The 17,554-nt window shown below is 47.3% G+C and carries 15 protein-coding genes and 1 rRNA gene; 10 read left to right on the forward strand and 6 right to left on the reverse strand.

Annotated elements, in window-relative coordinates; genetic code table 11:
* Window positions 1-68 precede the first annotated feature (68 nt).
* From speA to CWI82_RS11010, 3 genes are all read right to left on the reverse strand, one after another.
* Window positions 69-1,976 carry a biosynthetic arginine decarboxylase gene (gene speA / locus CWI82_RS11000; protein ID WP_092858293.1) on the reverse strand — a complete coding sequence of 636 codons (1,908 nt, stop codon included), beginning with the start codon at window positions 1,974-1,976 and terminating at the stop codon, window positions 69-71.
* Window positions 1,976-2,926 (reverse strand): agmatinase, encoded by a 951-nt coding sequence (speB, locus tag CWI82_RS11005; RefSeq protein WP_233340261.1) that lies wholly within the window; start codon window positions 2,924-2,926, stop codon window positions 1,976-1,978. Before speB ends, speA begins: the two co-directional genes overlap by 1 nt.
* A 94-nt stretch (window positions 2,927-3,020) precedes the next feature.
* Complete coding sequence (locus tag CWI82_RS11010) at window positions 3,021-4,046, reverse strand: ATP-dependent 6-phosphofructokinase (protein ID WP_092858291.1); 1,026 nt, start codon at window positions 4,044-4,046, stop codon at window positions 3,021-3,023.
* A gap of 68 nt (window positions 4,047-4,114) precedes the next feature.
* On the opposite strand from CWI82_RS11010, the gene CWI82_RS11015 reads away from it, so the two are divergent.
* Entirely contained in the window at window positions 4,115-5,185 is a 1,071-nt protein-coding gene (locus CWI82_RS11015) for an Ldh family oxidoreductase (protein WP_092858289.1), read from the forward strand.
* On the opposite strand, the gene pdxH is transcribed toward CWI82_RS11015, so the two are convergent.
* Together pdxH and CWI82_RS11025 are read right to left on the reverse strand one after the other, a co-directional pair.
* Window positions 5,182-5,820, reverse strand: coding sequence for a pyridoxamine 5'-phosphate oxidase (gene pdxH / locus CWI82_RS11020; RefSeq protein WP_130203574.1), 639 nt, complete (start codon window positions 5,818-5,820; stop codon window positions 5,182-5,184). The two genes, CWI82_RS11015 and pdxH, sit on opposite strands and share 4 nt — an antisense overlap.
* A 33-nt stretch (window positions 5,821-5,853) precedes the next feature.
* Entirely contained in the window at window positions 5,854-7,533 is a 1,680-nt protein-coding gene (locus CWI82_RS11025; protein ID WP_177203836.1) for an amidohydrolase, read from the reverse strand.
* Between the two features lie 190 nt (window positions 7,534-7,723).
* Here CWI82_RS11025 and CWI82_RS11030 point away from each other — a divergent pair, with 190 nt between their 5' ends.
* The 4 genes from CWI82_RS11030 to glnB all read left to right on the forward strand — a co-directional run bounded on the left by CWI82_RS11030 (window position 7,724) and on the right by glnB (window position 10,932).
* The gene (locus tag CWI82_RS11030) at window positions 7,724-8,350 is read left to right on the forward strand and encodes a LuxR C-terminal-related transcriptional regulator (protein ID WP_092858285.1); all 627 of its coding nucleotides are present in this window, start codon (window positions 7,724-7,726) and stop codon (window positions 8,348-8,350) included.
* A complete protein-coding gene (locus CWI82_RS11035) occupies window positions 8,351-8,872 on the forward strand; it encodes a DUF1285 domain-containing protein (protein ID WP_092858283.1) in 522 nt (173 codons plus the stop codon).
* Window positions 8,873-8,951: 79 nt separating this feature from the next.
* Entirely contained in the window at window positions 8,952-10,607 is a 1,656-nt protein-coding gene (locus CWI82_RS11040; RefSeq protein WP_130203575.1) for an NAD+ synthase, read from the forward strand.
* Window positions 10,594-10,932: a nitrogen regulatory protein P-II gene (gene glnB / locus CWI82_RS11045; RefSeq protein ID WP_092858279.1), complete on the forward strand. Its 339-nt coding sequence runs from the start codon at window positions 10,594-10,596 to the stop codon at window positions 10,930-10,932. Before CWI82_RS11040 ends, glnB begins: the two co-directional genes overlap by 14 nt.
* 19 nt (window positions 10,933-10,951) lie before the next feature.
* Here glnB and CWI82_RS11050 read toward each other — a convergent pair whose 3' ends face one another.
* Window positions 10,952-11,713, reverse strand: coding sequence for an outer membrane protein assembly factor BamD (locus tag CWI82_RS11050; RefSeq protein ID WP_130203576.1), 762 nt, complete (start codon window positions 11,711-11,713; stop codon window positions 10,952-10,954).
* Between the two features lie 120 nt (window positions 11,714-11,833).
* On the opposite strand from CWI82_RS11050, the gene rluD reads away from it, so the two are divergent.
* From rluD to CWI82_RS11075, 5 genes are all read left to right on the forward strand, one after another.
* Window positions 11,834-12,802 carry a 23S rRNA pseudouridine(1911/1915/1917) synthase RluD gene (rluD, locus tag CWI82_RS11055; RefSeq protein ID WP_130203577.1) on the forward strand — a complete coding sequence of 323 codons (969 nt, stop codon included), beginning with the start codon at window positions 11,834-11,836 and terminating at the stop codon, window positions 12,800-12,802.
* A gap of 1 nt (window position 12,803) precedes the next feature.
* The gene (gene pgeF, locus CWI82_RS11060) at window positions 12,804-13,499 is read left to right on the forward strand and encodes a peptidoglycan editing factor PgeF (RefSeq protein ID WP_199286270.1); all 696 of its coding nucleotides are present in this window, start codon (window positions 12,804-12,806) and stop codon (window positions 13,497-13,499) included.
* Window positions 13,500-13,575: 76 nt separating this feature from the next.
* Window positions 13,576-16,149: an ATP-dependent chaperone ClpB gene (gene clpB, locus CWI82_RS11065; protein WP_130203578.1), complete on the forward strand. Its 2,574-nt coding sequence runs from the start codon at window positions 13,576-13,578 to the stop codon at window positions 16,147-16,149.
* Window positions 16,150-16,249: 100 nt separating this feature from the next.
* Complete coding sequence (gene pssA / locus CWI82_RS11070; RefSeq protein WP_092858271.1) at window positions 16,250-17,098, forward strand: CDP-diacylglycerol--serine O-phosphatidyltransferase; 849 nt, start codon at window positions 16,250-16,252, stop codon at window positions 17,096-17,098.
* 369 nt (window positions 17,099-17,467) lie between these two features.
* Window positions 17,468-17,554: ribosomal RNA gene (locus CWI82_RS11075) — 16S ribosomal RNA — on the forward strand; the annotation flags it as partial.

Below are 17,554 nucleotides of genomic sequence, written 5' to 3' on the forward strand. Positions count from 1 at the left end.
AACCGCTTTTTTAAGGAAAATCGGTGAATTCAGACCGTTTGCTCAGTAAATACGCAATTTGGTTGGTTTTACACCTTTAAGTAGGTGCTACCCGCCAAACACTTCTCGTAATAGTCGGTCCACTTCACACCTTCACGTGGTGCGATGTGACCTTTACGAACTTCACGATCAATCGACTTCTTCACCGTTTTCGCCATGAAATCGGTGTTGTACTGCATGGTTTCAAGCACTTTCTCTGCGGCGGTGCCTGGAACGACTTCTTCGATATAAAAATCGCCTGGTTCGTCGTCGTGGCAATAAATATGCACTTCGGTTAAACGACCGAATAGGTTGTGCATATCGCCCATCACGTCTTGGTAAGCGCCGGTTAGGAACATACCCACATGATAGTCATCGCCTTTGCGCAACGCATGCATTGGAATGTTATCGCTGATTTCGGTGCCTTCGATGTATTTGCTCAGCTTACCGTCACTATCACAGGTAATATCGACAATAGAGCAACGCACTTCCGGCTTCTCGTTTAAGCGGCTAATTGGCACAATCGGCAGTACTTGCCCAATAGCCCAAGTATCGGCGGCCGATTGGAAAATTGAGAAGTTACACAAGTACTGACTTGCCAACATGTCTTCGAGCTCCTCGAGTTCTTGGAACACGAAGCTTTCGCGATCAAGCGATTGATGAATATCGCTCAAAATGCGCCAGTACATGGTGTCGAGCTTCGCCATCTCTTCCAATGACAAAATACCGAGCTTAAACGCTTCATACGCGCTCTGTTTGAATGAGGCGGCATCGTTGTATCGTTCTTGCGGATGCATGTCAGCTGCGTTCACGAGCTCGCGCATGTTGCTTACGAGAATGTGCTCACCTTCGCTGGCGCTGATATCAAATTTTGCACCGGTATTTTTGATTTCACCAACAATGTTGGTTACCACACAACTATGGTGCGCGGTAATGGCACGGCCACTTTCGCTCACCAAATTTGGGTGTGGCACTTCTTCGAGGTCGCAAATCTGTTTGACGCCATAAACCACGTCAGCCACGTATTCTTCGGTAGAGTAATTACGTGACGAGTCGGTTGTTGAGCTGGTGCCGTCGTAGTCGATACCAAGACCACCACCGATGTCTAAATACTCAAGTGGTACACCAATTTGAATCAGTTTGGCGTACAAACGCGCGCCTTCTGATACCGCTTCTTTGACTTTGCGGATATCCGACATTTGGCTGCCGATATGGAAGTGTAATAACTTCGCACAGTGCAACATGTCTTCTTTTTTCAGCAACTCAACAATATTCAGAATTTCAGTGATGCTTAAGCCGAATTTCGCGCGATCACCACTAGAACCGGCCCATTTGCCGGCGCTACGTACCATCATTTTGCTACGCAAACCAATCATTGGCTCTACGCCGAGCTTTTTCGCCAATGGAATTAGCATTTCAAGTTCACTGAATTTCTCAATCACGATGATCATCTTACGACGCAATTGACGGCCGAGTAGGGCAAGCGTGAGATAATCTTCGTCTTTGTAGCCATTCAAAACGGTTAGCGCGTTCGGATTTTCGTTGTACGCAAGCACCGCCATCAGCTCTGGCTTTGAGCCAGCCTCAAGGCCGTAGTCATATGGCTCGCCAGCATCGATGATTTCTTCAACCACTTCGCGCATTTGGTTTACTTTAATTGGGAACACGCCGACATAGCGAGCTTGGTAGTCCGCATCGGCAATCGTCTTGGCGAAGGTTTCGTTGAGGATTTCAACTTGCGAGCGCAAAATGTCGTGAAAACGAATAACCGCCGGCAATTGAATACCTTCAGCTAAGATTTCGTCGACAACTTCCTGCATATCGATGGTGACATCCGGCAGACGATGATTCGGAGCGATTTGGATATTACCGTTCGCTCCAATTGAGAAATATCCTGCGCCCCAGCGGTTCACACCGTAGAGTTCTTCGGCGTCGTCGATTGTCCAGTTCTGAGCCATCAGCGAGCCCCTTTTTCGTTCAAAATGATCAACAGTTCGCGCACAATTTTTGCTGCAAACACGTCTGAGTTGCCGGTTGGATCGATTTCCGGCGATAGCTCAACGACGTCGGCGCCAACAAGGTTTTTGCCGCGCAACAACTTCATTAAGCTCACGTACGAATGAAAATCTTCGCCACCTGGTTCAGGTGTGCCGGTGCCCGGTAAAAACGCCGGGTCAAAGTAATCTAAATCAAGCGTCAAATAGATTGGACGGTCGTCGGCAATAGCCGCCACGCTATCTAAGAAATCTTTACGTGATTTACGCACCGTTCCGTGCTCGTTCATGTACTGATATTCTTCGCGGGTTCCTGAGCGAATGCCGTACTGAATCAATTCATGGCCCGGACCAAAATGGTCAAGCGAGCGACGAATAATCGACGCATGCGAATAGTGATAACCCAAAAAGCCGTCACGTAAGTCAGCGTGTGCATCAAGATGCAGTAGCACTAAGTCAGGGTACTGCTGCAAATATTTGCGAATTGGCGCATACGAAATAGAGTGTTCGCCGCCAAGCGTGAGCACGCGCACATTGTTCGCTTGCAAATCGAGTGGTTGAAAAATTTCATCAAACTGATCGCTGGCGTGTTGCCATTGCGCTTCCACATCATCACTTGAGCCAAGCGATAAATTACCCAAATCATAAAACGCGTGATCAAACAGATCCGCATCTAAATATGGCGAATAGCTTTCGATATCTTCTGAAACCGCGCGCAAGCCATCAGGACCGTTGCGGGTTCCTTTACGAAAACAGGCAGTACCATCAAATCCAAAACCGATAATATGCGTGCCATTGGCATACACAGTGTTATCGGTTGTTGCACCAAAAAACTCGCGCACAGGGGCGTCGGTTTTGATAGCTTCAGCAACTTTGGTCTGAGCGGTATGTTGATTTGGATTTTGTTGACTCAAGGTGACTCACCTCCGTTCGTTCAACAGGGTTGATTTCGGCAAATTAAAAAGGGGCATATTATCCTTATAATTGCCCCCAATTGCCACTATCTCATTAACTACGCGCCGACTTTTTTACTGGATTAAAAATCTCATGTTGAATACGTAAAAGATTCGCATCGAGAGGGTTCTTTTTGGTCCATGTATCAACGAGTGGCACTTCAACCATTTGACCGGCTTTAATTCCCGTCATTACCGCTGTTTTGCCTTGCAAAATAAGCTCTATAGCGTGTACCCCAAGTTCTGAGGCGAGCACACGGTCGGTCGCTGTTGGCGGTCCGCCGCGTTGAATATGGCCTAGTAAGCACGGACGACACGGCATACTGTACTCTGCTTCAAGTTGCTCAGAGAGTGCCACGGCACCGCCTGGCCATTGATGCTCGCTCAATACCATGACGTAACTTCCCGCGCCGCGAACTTCTTCAACGCGTTTGATATGTTTCACTAGAGCGGCAATGGTCAACGGTTTGTCTTTCTGTAATTCTGGCAAAATCATGCGTTCGGCACCTGCGGCCATCGCGCTTTTTAAACCGATAAAACCAGCATGACGTCCCATCACTTCAACTATGAACACCCGGTCCATCGCATCAGCGGTGTCACGAATTTTATCGAGCGCATCCATCGCAATCGCGACGGCCGTTGAGTAGCCAATAGTTGCGTCGGTGCCATATAAGTCGTTGTCGATGGTGCCCGGCACCCCAATAATTTGGCCGTTCCAGTGTTGGCTTAAGTGGTGCGCGCCACGAAACGAGCCATCGCCACCAATGACAACAAGAGCGCTAATGCCAAGCTCCGTCAAATTTTTAGCTGCTAATTGCGCACTTTCAACTTCTTTGAAACGTGGGCAGCGTGCACTCTTAATGATTGTTCCTGAATACTGTAAAACGTGTAGCACGTCTGCGGCCTTAAGCGGCAGATGTTCGTTATTTAAAAGGCCTTCGTAGCCATGTTTAAATGCTACAACTTCCATTCCATAATGTTCAGCGGCTAATACCACTGCACGCAAAGCGGCATTCATACCAGGAGCATCACCACCGCTGGTTAACACACCAATCCGTTGCTTTGTCGATGTTTCAGACACCTCTATACTCCTCTTTCCTATTGTCTGATAAGCTTATCGAACTTAACTCAATTTACAACGAAGCGCACATGTCAGAGCAAAAAAATATTCATATTTCCGATGATTTAATCCGCCAGTGGGCACAAAACTGCTTACAGCACGCCGGTGCTGATGCAGCGGTTGCCGCTGCTATGGCTGAAAACTTGGTTGCTGCCGACTTAATGGGATTCCGAACGCATGGTTTAATGCGGCTGCGCTATAACATTAACTGCTTGCGTGATGGTAGCTCACGGCCAAGCGGCGATTATCAGGTATTGAGGCAGCGTGCAGCAGTGCAGCTGTGGGATGCAGATTTGCTATCTGGGCTTTACGTGGTGCCTAAAGCAGTTAATGCAGCCATGCAGATGGCACGCGAATGCGGTACCGGAACTGTGATTATCAAACGAGCTCAGCATGTCGCTGCGCTCGCGGTTTATCTTGAGCAAGCGGTGAATGCCGGCATGCTCATCCAATTGATGTGCGCAACGCCGGGGCAGCAAGTTGTTGCTCCGCACGGTGCGAAGTCAGCTTGGTTCTCACCAAATCCGTTTGCCATTGGCGCGCCAACGCAGTCACAACCGATTTTATTTGATATTAGCTTCTCGATGACCGCTGCCGGTAAAGTCCGTAAAGCGATTGCCGAACAACAACCGTTGCCGTATCCCGCATTGATTACTGCTGATGGCGATTATACGACCGACGCCACTACATTTCTAAACGATCCTGCCAGTGTTTTGGCGCCGTTAGGTGGGCAGCAGTTGGGCTACAAAGGTTCGGGCTTATGTTTGTTTAGCGAATTGTGGACCCTAGCATTGAGCCAATTGGGTCGCCATCAAGAGCAACCAGGCCTTGATGCGAATACGGTATGGATTCAAGTGATTGACCCAAGTGCGTTTGGTGATGCTGAGGAATTTAAGGCGCAGGCTCAAGCACTCGTTGATGGGATGAAAGCCGCGACACCCATTGATAAAAATTATCCGGTTCGGATACCGGGTGAGGGAGCTATGACAACTCGTGCGCGACAGCTGCAGCTTGGCGTTGAGTACAGTCCAGAATTGTGGCGTCAGTTAGAAAAGGTTGCTGATCTAATGCAGCAACCTTTACCTACATCAACTAACTAAGGTTGGAGGCGCTCAATTGCCCAAGCATCATTTGCTTTGGTGAATGTGAAGCGGTCGTGTAAGCGATAGCGACCGCCTTGCCAGAACTCAAATCGCTCTGGCACAATCAGGTAACCACCCCAAGTTGCCGGCATAGGTACTTGTTGGTCGTTGTATTGCTCAGTGAGTTGGTGGTAACGCGCTTCTAATTCGCTACGACTAGCAATCGGGTGGCTTTGCGCTGACGCTAAGGCACCTAATTGACTCTCGCGTGGCCGACTGTAGAAATACGCTTCGCTATCCTCACGTGAGATTTTTCTTGCAAAGCCCTCAACTCGAACTTGCTGCTCAATGGCTAACCACGAAAAATGCATCGCGACACGACTATTGTTGCTAATGTCGTGACCTTTTTGGCTGTCGTAGTTGGTGTAAAATACGAAGCCGTTGTCGCGGAGTTCTTTAAGCAATACAATACGTTGGTGCGGCTGATTGTCCGCACCGACCGTTGCTAGCGTAAACGCAGTTGGATCGGTTTGCGACGGATGATCTTTAGCAGCAGCAAACCACTGTGCAAACTGTTGCATCGGGTCATTCGCAAGAGAATCGCGGCACAATTTACCTTGCTCATAATCACGTCGAACGTTTTTTAAATCCATACTGCGTTGTTTCCTTAGGTTAATCCTGTTTTCTTATTTCGATTGATATTCAGCTTTACCGGCAACATAGGTTGCGTTGACTGTATTCTGCCATAGTATAGCGGCCTCACGCGCAAACGGATCATGATCTAACACAATGAAATCAGCCCATTTTCCAGGCTCTAAGGTGCCTAGAATTTGTTCCTGACCAGCAGCATAAGCGGCATCAAGGGTAAAGGCGCGCAGAGCTTGCTCTAGGCTTAGTTTTTCATGCGCGTACCAGCCACCCTCAGGTTGATTTTCACGATCTTGACGCGTTACCGCTGCGTGCAAACCAAAGAACGGGTCAGCAAGTTCAACTGGGAAATCCGAGCCGGCAGCAATAATCGTTCCTTGTTTTTCAAAAGTTTGCCAAGCATAAGCACCTTTCATGCGCGCTTTGCCCAGACGATCTTCTGCCATGTTTTTGTCGCTGGTTGCATGCGTTGGTTGCATTGAAGCAATAATGTTCAATTCTTTGAATCGTGGAATATCATCTGGATGGACAATCTGAGAATGCTCAATCCGATGACGTAAATTACGCCCACCAATCGTTTCAAAAGCATGCTCATATTCATCCAAAACAATACGGTTGGCGCGGTCGCCAATAGCGTGTGTATTAATTTGGAAACCGTGCGGAATAATCAACTCATATAACTCACGAATACGTTCTTGCGAAGTCACCATTAAGCCGTGCTGATCAGGCGCATCGTGATAAGGCTTCAGCAAAGCGGCACCGCGGCTACCGAGTGCACCGTCACCGTAGATTTTTACACTGCGCACGGTCAGCTTGTCATCAGCTGATACATAGTGGCCAGCGTCGAGCAGTTCAGGTAGCTTGGGTTCAGTTGCCGAGAGCATGGCATAAATGCGTAATGGCATGTTCTGTTTGGCCGCTAAGTCTTTATAAACGCTCAAGGTGAGTGCATCAACGCCAGCATCGTGAACACCGGTAATGCCGCGTTCTAACAGATGATTAAAGGCTAGCTTTAATGCTTCTTCTTGCTGTTGCGCTGACGTTGCAGGAATTTTTTGCTCGACTAAGTTCATCGCATTATCGATAAGTACGCCGGTTGGATTACCTTGCGCATCGCGAATGATCTCGCCACCGTCGGGACTAACAGTGTCTGCGGTAATACCGGCAATTTCCAATGCTTTACTATTCGCCCATGCCGCATGGCCGTCAACGCGGGTTAAATAAATTGGTTTATCCGAAGAGATTTCATCAAGTGATTCAGCACTTGGGAACTGTTTGACAGTCCAATTTTCTTGGTTCCATCCGCGGCCTAAAATCCAGTCTGCGCCGGGTGTACCTTGCGCAAACTTCGCGACCATTGCTACTGCATCGCTTTGTGATGTTGCATCTCGTAAATCGGCCAGCATCAGGTTTTGACCAAGCCCAAGCACGTGACCGTGTGCATCAATAAGGCCCGGTAACACGAACTTGCCGTTTAAGTTGACACGTTGTTCTTTTGTTAGTGCGCCGTAAACGCTTTCTAATTCAGCCAGTGTACCAATCGCCGCAACTTTGCCATCACGAATCAACATGGCGTCAAACTTCACCAAAACAGCTTCGTTTCCAGGGTTTCCGGTTAAGGTATAGCCGTTAAAATTATGAAAGAAAACAGTCTGCGCAAACACGGTGGCAGAATGCAACATTAATAAAACAATACCAATTAAACGTAAAATTCTCATAAATTTCTCTTTTTTATTGAATTTTATGCGCTATAGCACACTCTTAGCTTGAACCATTGTTTATATCAGATACTGAAAATTTGGCTTTTTTACATAAATTTACAATTTAGTAACACCATAACTTCAAACATTCGTTAAAGCGTGTACAATACGCTAAATGTTAGTAATCAATTAAAGCGCGTGGTTTTAGATGAAAATATTAATAATAGATTCGCAATTTTTTGTACGTGCTGGGCTAATCCAAGTACTAACTAGCTTTTCTGACCAGCTCGCTATTTACGAAGCCCCGAGCTTTGATATTGCGCAAGAATATCTGCGCCACCAAAATGACTATAACCTAATTTTCCTTGATATGGATATCCCCGACGCGGAAATCCGTCCGACCTTACAGACCTTAAAAAAGATGGCGCCAAGTTCGCATATCGTGCTGTTTAGTTGGCCTCGTCCGCTATCTGAAGTGCGCCAGGCACTAAGTAATGGTGTGCGCAGCTATCTGCCGAAAGACGCCAGTGCAGAAGAGGCTAAACAAGCCATACGCATCTTGTTGCAAAACGATCGCTATTTACCAGAAGAGTCGCGACTAAATGACAATATGAATCGACAAGGGAGTGCAGAACACTTTTTGTCACCGCGTCAATTAGAGATCATGCAGTTGTTGGCGCAAGGTTTGTCGAATAAAGAAATCGCCACCATCCTTGGCATTACTGAAGGAACAATTCGGGTTCACCTTTCTGCCATATTTAAGGCGATTAAAGTATCGAACCGAACGGAAGCCACGCTTTGGTACTTGCTGCGCCAAAAACGTTTGGTGGGTTAAATGAGTTTGGAGCAAATCCTAAGCTCGCTAGAGCAGGGGAAGCATGCTCCAACTGAACGTTGGAATCCACCTTATTGTGGTGAGATTCCGATTCATATCGATGAGCATGGCCAATGGCATTATCAGGGCTCGCCGATCAAACGAGATCGGCTGGTAAAGCTCTTTGCTAGCGTGTTAGTGCACGAACAGGGTAACTACTTTTTAGTAACACCTGCCGAGAAGGTCAAAATAAGTGTCGCTGATGTGCCGTTTATAGTGGTGACTTGGGCCAAAGTCGACGAGTTAACGCCACCTGTTATTCAGGTTACCACCAATATTGATCAGAGGTTCGCCCTGTCCGAACAACATCCACTTGTGGTTCGCAACGAACAACTTTATGTAGACTGCGGTCGAGAGCTTTGGGCTAAGGTGCACCGTAACGTGGTGTACCAGTGGGCAGAGATTGCTCAAGTGCAGCAACGGAATGGCCGCGATATTTATACTATTGAAAGTGCCGGCACTCGATTTGATTTAAATCAGTAATGTTGTTCTGAATTTGCGCGAAACATAACGCTGCTCTATCATACGCATCCTATTTGTAGCCGAGCTTGAGATACCGTTCATGAAGCCTATAACGATAACGCTTGCCCAACTTGATTTTACGGTGGGTGCTATCACTCGAAATACCGAGTCGATTATCGCAACGTTACAGCAGTACGCTGATAGTGACTTAGTCATATTCCCCGAGCTCGCGATCACCGGTTACCCGCCAGAAGATCTGCTATTCCGAGACGATTTCGAAACGCTGGTTTACCAAGCATTAGATAAAATTGCCGTCGCGGCAGATACTAATCTTGCGATTGTCGGACATCCGCAGCGAGTCGGCGATGAGCTTTATAATAGTGTCTCGGTGTTACATAAAGGGAAGTGCCTTGCGCGCTACCACAAGCAACGCCTACCGCAATATGGCGTATTCGACGAACAGCGCTATTTTATTCCTGGTCATGACAATGGCATTTTCACATGGCAAGGCCATCGGATTGGTTTGCTAATTTGTGAAGACCTTTGGCACGCAGCGCCTTTAGCGAGCTTAGCTGCCGAGAATGTCGACTTGGTTATTTCTCTGAACGCATCGCCGTATGAAGTAGAAAAGCACCAACAACGCCTACATATTTTGCAGCAACGCGCAAGTGAAGCGCACATTCCAATTCTTTACGTGAATAATTGTGGCGGTCAAGACGAGTTAGTTTTCGATGGTCATTCGTTAGTCATGGACGCCAAGGGTGAGCTCATTGCGGAGCTGCCGCACTGCCAAACAGCCTGTGCAAGTATTCGTGCTGATAGTAACGGCATACAGCTCATCGATACAGCATTCACACCACGTCAACAATCGTTGTTGGCAGAAATTTATCAAGCACTCGTTCTGGCTGTGCGCGATTATGTAAACAAAAATGGTTTTCAGGGCGTAACACTTGGCTTATCGGGCGGTATTGATTCTGCTGTTACGATGGCGGTTGCGGTTGACGCGTTAGGTGCTGATAAAGTTCACGCCATTATGATGCCGTTTCGTTATACCTCACAAATGAGTCAAGATGATGCCGCCGAACAAGCACGCCGCATGGGTGTGAAGTATGACGTGGTAGCAATTGAGCCGATGTACGATGCTTTTATGCAGCAGCTTGATCCACTATTTTCGGGTACTGAAAAAGACACGACGGAAGAGAACTTACAAGCTCGCGCACGCGGTACGTTGTTAATGGCGGTGTCGAATAAAACCCGGTCACTGGTACTCACAACGGGAAACAAAAGCGAGCTGGCGGTGGGCTATTGTACGCTCTATGGTGACATGAACGGTGGTTTTGCGCCGTTAAAAGACGTGCCTAAAACACTTGTGTTTGAGCTGGCACGCTTCCGTAATTTAGAGCAAGAAGTGATTCCGGAGCGAGTGATCACGCGTCCACCATCTGCCGAGCTGGCACCAGATCAAAAAGATCAGGACAGTTTACCGCCGTATGATGTGCTTGATCGAATTTTAACACTTTATGTTGAACAAGATTGGTCACCCAGTGCCATTATCGATTGCGGATTTGATAAGGCGGATGTCTTGCGTGTTGTGCGCTTGGTTGATATTAATGAATATAAGCGGCGCCAAGGTGCCGTTGGGCCGAAGATTACAGCTCGCAATTTTGGCAAAGATCGTCGTTTTCCAATTACCAATCACTTTCGTTACGAACTAGAACGACAAGTGCAAGCTCGGAGTTCGCATGAAGAAAATTGAAGCCATCATTAAGCCATTTAAACTGGATGATGTACGTGAAGCACTATCGGAAATCGGTATTGCGGGTATGACAGTGGCCGAGGTTAAGGGCTTTGGTCGACAAAAGGGCCACACCGAACTCTATCGCGGTGCAGAATACATGGTTGATTTTCTACCAAAGGTGAAACTTGAGATTGTTGTTGCAGACGATCAAGTTGAGCGTTGCATCGATACGATTTTAGAAACAGCACAAACAGGTAAAATCGGCGACGGCAAAATCTTCGTCACTAATGTTGAGCGTGTTATTCGAATTCGTACAGGTGAGGAAAACGAAGACGCGGTGTAAGTCACCGCGTCTGTATTGATTAGTCAAGTTGTGACAGATAGTCGCTACGCGGGAAGTTAGTTTTGAGCGTAGCTACTGCGTCAGCATACAGCTCAGTCAACTCTAGGCTTCGGTAGGCTTCCGCCATAATTGCCAATGCGTGTTCAGCTTCAGGCGTATCACTAAAGTTCTCAAGTACATATTTACCGCGATTCGCCGCTGCCAGAAACGCTTCACGCTTCATGTAATATTGCGCAACTGCAAGTTCATGACGCGCCAAACGACTCTTAATACCAATCATACGCTGGCGCGCATCGGCTGAGTATTTACTATCTGGGAAGCGGCGGACGAGTTCTGCATAATCATCGAATGCTTCACGCGCTTTGGTTGGGTCACGATCTGAGCGGTCGATGCCAACTAAATCTTGGAACAAATTCTCAGAGGCACGTTCATTTGTTAATCCACGCATGTAAAGTGCGTAATCAATCGACTGATGATTCGGATTCAAACGCGTAAAACGGTCGATTGCAGCGAGTGATTTATCAATATCACCAGTTTTGTAGTACACATAAATTAAGTCGAGCTGAATTTGATGGGTCAACGGACCGAACGGGAAGCGCGTATTCAGGGCTTCTAACGTTTGCAATGCACTACTGAAGTTACCAGCTTGAATTGCTTGTTGTGCCCGCTCGTAGCCGACTTCGATATCGGTCATGCGCGTATTTTCAAATTCATCCGGCGAACTTGAACAAGCGCTCAAGGTCATGAGGGTTACACAGGCTACAATTAGACGAAATTTCATAATGTGTTTTATTTATCTCTGTTGATTTAACTTTGGTGCAGCGTCCCAAACAGGTACACTATACATATTCACGCATTCTAGCGCAGCACTGGCTGCTTTCACAGGTCCGAATACGAATTTATGAGCGAACAGATTTCACTAACAGGAAATGTCCCCCCTTCAGCGAACGGCAAGCGATTGGACCAAACTCTCGCAGAGATGTTCCCTGACTATTCACGTTCTCGGTTAAAAAGTTGGATTACCGATGGCCAAGTGAAGGTGGAAGGGCAGGTTGTTGATAAGCCGCGCGAGAAAGTTCTCGCAGGTATGGTTATTGAAGTCGCCGCGGAATTGGTGGAAGAACAACGCTTTGAAGCGCAACCCATTGAATTAAATATTGTGTATGAAGATGATGATATTCTCGTCATCAATAAACCTGCCGGTTTGGTTGTTCATCCAGGCGCAGGCACACCTGATGGCACGTTGTTAAACGCTTTATTGCATCATTTCCCTGCCATTGATCAAGTGCCGCGTGCGGGCATTATTCATCGTTTAGATAAAGACACGACGGGTTTGATGGTAGTAGCGAAAACGGTTCCAGCGCAAACCCATTTGGTTGCCGCCATGCAAGAGCGCGAGATTACCCGCGAGTACGAAGCTGTTTGCAATGGGCCAATGACTGCCGGCGGTATGATTGACGAACCTATTGCGCGTCACCCAACGAAGCGCACGCATATGGCGGTTGTTGCATTAGGTAAGCCAGCAGTAACCCATTATCGTGTAGTTGAGCGCTTCCGCGCACATACCCATTTGCGCTTACGATTAGAAACCGGGCGCACGCATCAGATTCGCGTGCATATGGCACACTTGCGTCATCCGTTGGTGGGTGACTTTACGTATGGCGGGCGTCCGCGACCACCGCAGAAAGCCAGCCCTGAGCTGCTCGAAACGCTGCGAAACTTTCGTCGGCAAGCCTTGCATGCCGCACGTTTGTCTCTGCACCACCCGATTACAGGTGAATGGATGAGTTGGGATGCGCCAACACCAGATGACATGGTCGAATTAATTGCGGCCTTGCGCGCTGATAGAAAAGAACATCCAATCGATTAATATGAAACAGCTCGATTGGAAATTACCCGAAGGCGTTTTCGCCGCTGTCACTTCAGTGGCTGAACCGGGCAATTTAGCTGTGCATGTGAATGATGAGCCGGCGACGGTTATCCGCCATCGACGCCAATTACAGCGCGAATTAAATCTTCCAGCTTCACCGCGTTGGCTTCGACAAGTGCATAGCACGCACATTGTTGATTTCGATGCGGCCTATCCAACCGTCGAAGCCGATGCAGTGTATGCGAATCGTGGCCAAACAGTATGCGCGGTGCTCACCGCCGATTGTTTACCTATTCTTTTGTGTAGCCAAGATGGTCAAGAAATTGCCGCAGTGCATGCCGGCTGGCGCGGTCTGGCTGGCGGTATTATCCAAAATGCACTGGCGCGTTTTCAAGCCAAGCCCCGCGAATTGTTAGCCTATATAGGCCCAGCAATCTCGATGCCAGCTTTTGAAGTTGGCGACGAAGTGCGTGAAGCATTTTTATCCACTGAGGCAGTTGATTCCGATACTTTTCGCTCCCATATTCAAGGGAAATGGCACGCGAATCTTCCTTTGTTGGCGCAACGCATCCTTGAACAGCAAGGTTGTCTATCTGTTCAGCAAAGCGCTCATTGCACTTACACTGATTCGCGCTGGTATTCTTATCGTCGTGATTCAAGTTGTGGTCGCATTGCGTCATTGATTTGGAAAAAATAATTCACTGGCGCTTGAAATTCGTTCAGTAATACCCACATAAAGAATCAGGATATTAGAGATTTTTTAAGGGGTAACCATGCGATTCGATAAATTAACCAACAAATTCCAAATGGCGATTGCAGACGCACAGTCTTTGGCGTTGGGTCGCGACCATCAATTTATTGAACCAGTTCACGTAATGCATGCGTTGATGACGCAAGACGGTGGTTCAATTCGTCCTTTATTGACCTTGCTTCAGGTCAATTCAAATGATTTAAAAACGCAGTTATCGGCCGCTTTGGAAAAACTACCGCAAGTTGAAGGCACTGGTGGTGATGTGCAAGTTTCGGCGGCAACTGGAACGCTGCTAAATCTCTGCGATAAGTTCGCTCAAAAGCGCAATGACCAATTCATTTCATCTGAGCTGTTTGTGTTAGCAGCAACCGAAGATAAAGGCGCACTTGGCGAGATCTTGAAGAAACTGGGTGTGACTCGCGAGAAAGTTGAACAAGCAATTGAAAAAGTACGAGGCGGTGAAGCTGTGGATGACCAAAATGCCGAAGACAAACGCGAAGCGTTGTCGAAATATACGATTGATCTGACCGAACGTGCAGAGCTCGGCAAACTTGATCCGGTTATAGGTCGTGACGATGAAATTCGCCGTACGATTCAAGTGTTGCAACGTCGGACTAAAAATAACCCTGTACTGATTGGTGAGCCTGGTGTAGGTAAAACAGCCATTGTTGAGGGATTGGCGCAGCGCATTGTTAACGGCGAGGTGCCTGAAGGTCTTAAGCACAAACGTGTGCTTTCTTTAGATCTAGGCGCACTTCTTGCTGGTGCGAAATATCGCGGTGAATTTGAAGAGCGTTTAAAAGCTGTTTTGAATGAGCTGGGTAAAGAAGAAGGCCGCATTATTCTGTTTATTGATGAGTTGCATACGATGGTGGGTGCCGGTAAAGCCGATGGCGCAATGGATGCCGGGAATATGTTGAAACCTGCTCTAGCGCGCGGTGAATTGCACTGTGTTGGTGCAACGACTTTAGACGAGTACCGTCAATATATAGAGAAAGATGCTGCTTTAGAGCGTCGTTTCCAAAAAGTATTGGTTGATGAGCCATCGGTGGAAGATACCATTGCAATCTTACGTGGCTTAAAAGAACGTTACGAAGTACATCACTCAGTGCAAATTACTGACCCAGCTATTGTTGCTGCGGCATCATTGTCGCATCGATATATCAGCGATCGTCAGTTACCGGATAAGGCGATTGACCTTATTGACGAGGCGGCATCAAGTATTCGCATGCAAATTGATTCAAAACCGGAAGATTTAGATCGGTTAGAACGCCGCATCATTCAGTTGCAGCTGGAACAAAAAGCACTGCAAAAAGAAAAGGACGAAGCGAGTAAGAAGCGTCTTGAGTTGTTAGAAGAAGAGCTGAAAGATCAGCAACGCAAGTACGCTGAACTTGAGGAAGTTTGGTTAGCCGAGAAAGCCGTGGTGCAAGGTGAGCAAAATATTAAAGCTCAGCTTGAGCAAGCCAAAACAGACTTGGAAATTGCGCGCCGAGCAAGTGACTTAAATCGCATGTCGGAACTTCAGTACGGCAAAATTCCGGAATTAGAGCGTCAGCTAAAAGCTGCCTCAGAAGCTGATGAACAAGGTATGTCATTGCTCAAAAATAAAGTCACCGAAGAGCAAATTGCCGATGTGTTATCACGTTGGACTGGAATCCCGGTGAGCAAGATGCTTGAAGGTGAACGTGACAAACTACTGAAAATGGAAGAGCAATTGCACAGCCGCGTTGTTGGTCAAGACGAAGCGGTAACTTCTGTTGCCAATGCCATTCGTCGATCACGCGCCGGATTATCCGACCCGCAACGTCCGATTGGGTCATTCCTGTTTTTGGGGCCAACAGGTGTCGGTAAAACAGAGCTGTGCAAAGCTTTAGCGCATTTTATGTTTGACACCGATGAAGCGATGGTTCGTATCGACATGTCGGAGTTTATGGAGAAGCATTCGGTTGCTCGGCTCGTTGGCGCACCTCCAGGTTATGTTGGCTATGAAGAGGGCGGCTATCTTACCGAAGCGGTTCGCCGCCGTCCGTATTCAGTGATTCTGTTGGATGAGGTGGAAAAGGCTCACCCTGATGTCTTTAACATCCTATTACAGGTGTTGGATGACGGCCGTTTAACGGATGGCCAAGGGCGAACAGTCGATTTTAGAAACACTGTGATCATCATGACGTCCAACTTAGGTTCCGATGTGATACAAGAAAAAGCGCATCAACAAACCTATAATGAAATGAAAGACGAGGTGATGGAAATTCTCTCTCATTATTTCCGTCCAGAGTTCTTGAATCGAGTTGATGAGACTGTCGTGTTCCATCCGCTCGCGAAGGAACATATTAAAAATATTGCGAAGATACAGTTACAACGCTTGTATCAACGCTTAGCTGAACGCGATTACGCTCTTGAGCTTTCAAATGCTGCGTTAGAACATTTGGCTGCCGCTGGCTTCGATCCGGTATTTGGTGCTCGTCCGCTAAAACGTGCGATTCAGCAAGAGCTTGAGAACCCACTGGCGCAGCAGATATTAGCTGGCAAGCTGATTCCAAAGCAGGTCATTCATGTTGACTACCAAGATAATGAATTGGTGATTTCGCAGTAATGATGAAGTGTAATAGCCGAGCTAAGCCAAAGTTCGGCTATTTATTGCTATGAATAAGCTATGTTATGCTGTGCGGCCACTATGATTAGGGAATCAAACTATGCCGAATAAAACAGAACAGTCATTAGCTACCGCAAAGAACCGCGGAATATTCCTGTTGCCCAACTTGTTGACAACTGCGGGACTGTTTTCCGGCTTCTTCGCAATTGTTGCGTCTATGAATGGCCTCTTTGAGTCAGCTGCTGTCGCAATCTTTATTGCGATGGTCTTTGATGGTCTTGACGGACGCGTTGCTCGAATGACGAATACTGAAAGTGCCTTTGGTGCCGAATATGACAGCATGGCCGACATTGTTTCGTTCGGTATGGCGCCTGCATTGGTCATGTATAACTGGGGCCTTTCTGATTTGGGTAAACTCGGTTGGTTAGCAGCGTTCATCTTTGTTGCGGGTGGCGCATTACGTTTAGCACGTTTCAATACCAATCTTGGTACATCTGACAAGCGCTACTTCCAAGGCTTAGCGATTCCAAGTGCGGCAGCCATTGTGTCCGGGTTTGTCTGGGTTGGTAGTAAATACGAAATTGACCCGTCAAATGTCAGTTATATTGCAGCTGTTCTAACTATAGCTGCGGGCTTACTGATGGTGAGTAACTTCCGCTATCACTCATTTAAAGATGTCGACTGGCGTGACCGTGTTCCGTTTATCGCCATTCTTTTAATTGTGTTGGCATTTGTCGTCGTCGCAACTGAACCTTCGTTGGTGTTGTTCTCGATTTTCCTTCTTTATGCGATTTCAGGTCCAATTACGACTTTCAGAACCGTAAAGAAAATAAAGTTGGAACATGTGGTCGGTGACTCAGATTGCGAAGAAAGTGAAGAACCAACCAAAAAGCAACAAAATAGTTCAGAAACTGAGCCGAAATCGAGTGCTAAAAGCACAACCGATTAAAAACTCAGCAGTCAGTTCAAAAACGTCAAAAAAGATCTTGCACAGCTGGCGGCGATCCTTATAATTCGCCGCCGTTGTCACCGAGTGATGACGCGGGTTTAGGAAGTGACGCAAGTCAAAAAAAAAGATCCAAAAGGATCTTGACCTGAACCAAGGATGGCGTAAAATACGCATCCCGCTTCACGAAGAAGCGAATGTTCTTTAACAATATACCAAGCCAAGCAAACTGTGTGGGCACTTACCGGATTCAGGCAGAGAAGCATCTTCGGATGCAAAAAAGTATCTTCGGATACACCTGACTGATTGGAAAAGTGCTTAACAAATTAGATTTTATTAAGTCATTGATTCAATGGGTCGATTAAACACTTTAAACTGAAGAGTTTGATCATGGCTCAGATTGAACGCTGGCGGCAGGCCTAACACATGCAAGTCGAGCGGCAGCGGGGAGTAGCTTGC

Origin of the sequence: Pseudidiomarina tainanensis, assembly GCF_004214835.1 — a bacterium.
Taxonomy (GTDB): domain Bacteria; phylum Pseudomonadota; class Gammaproteobacteria; order Enterobacterales; family Alteromonadaceae; genus Pseudidiomarina; species Pseudidiomarina tainanensis.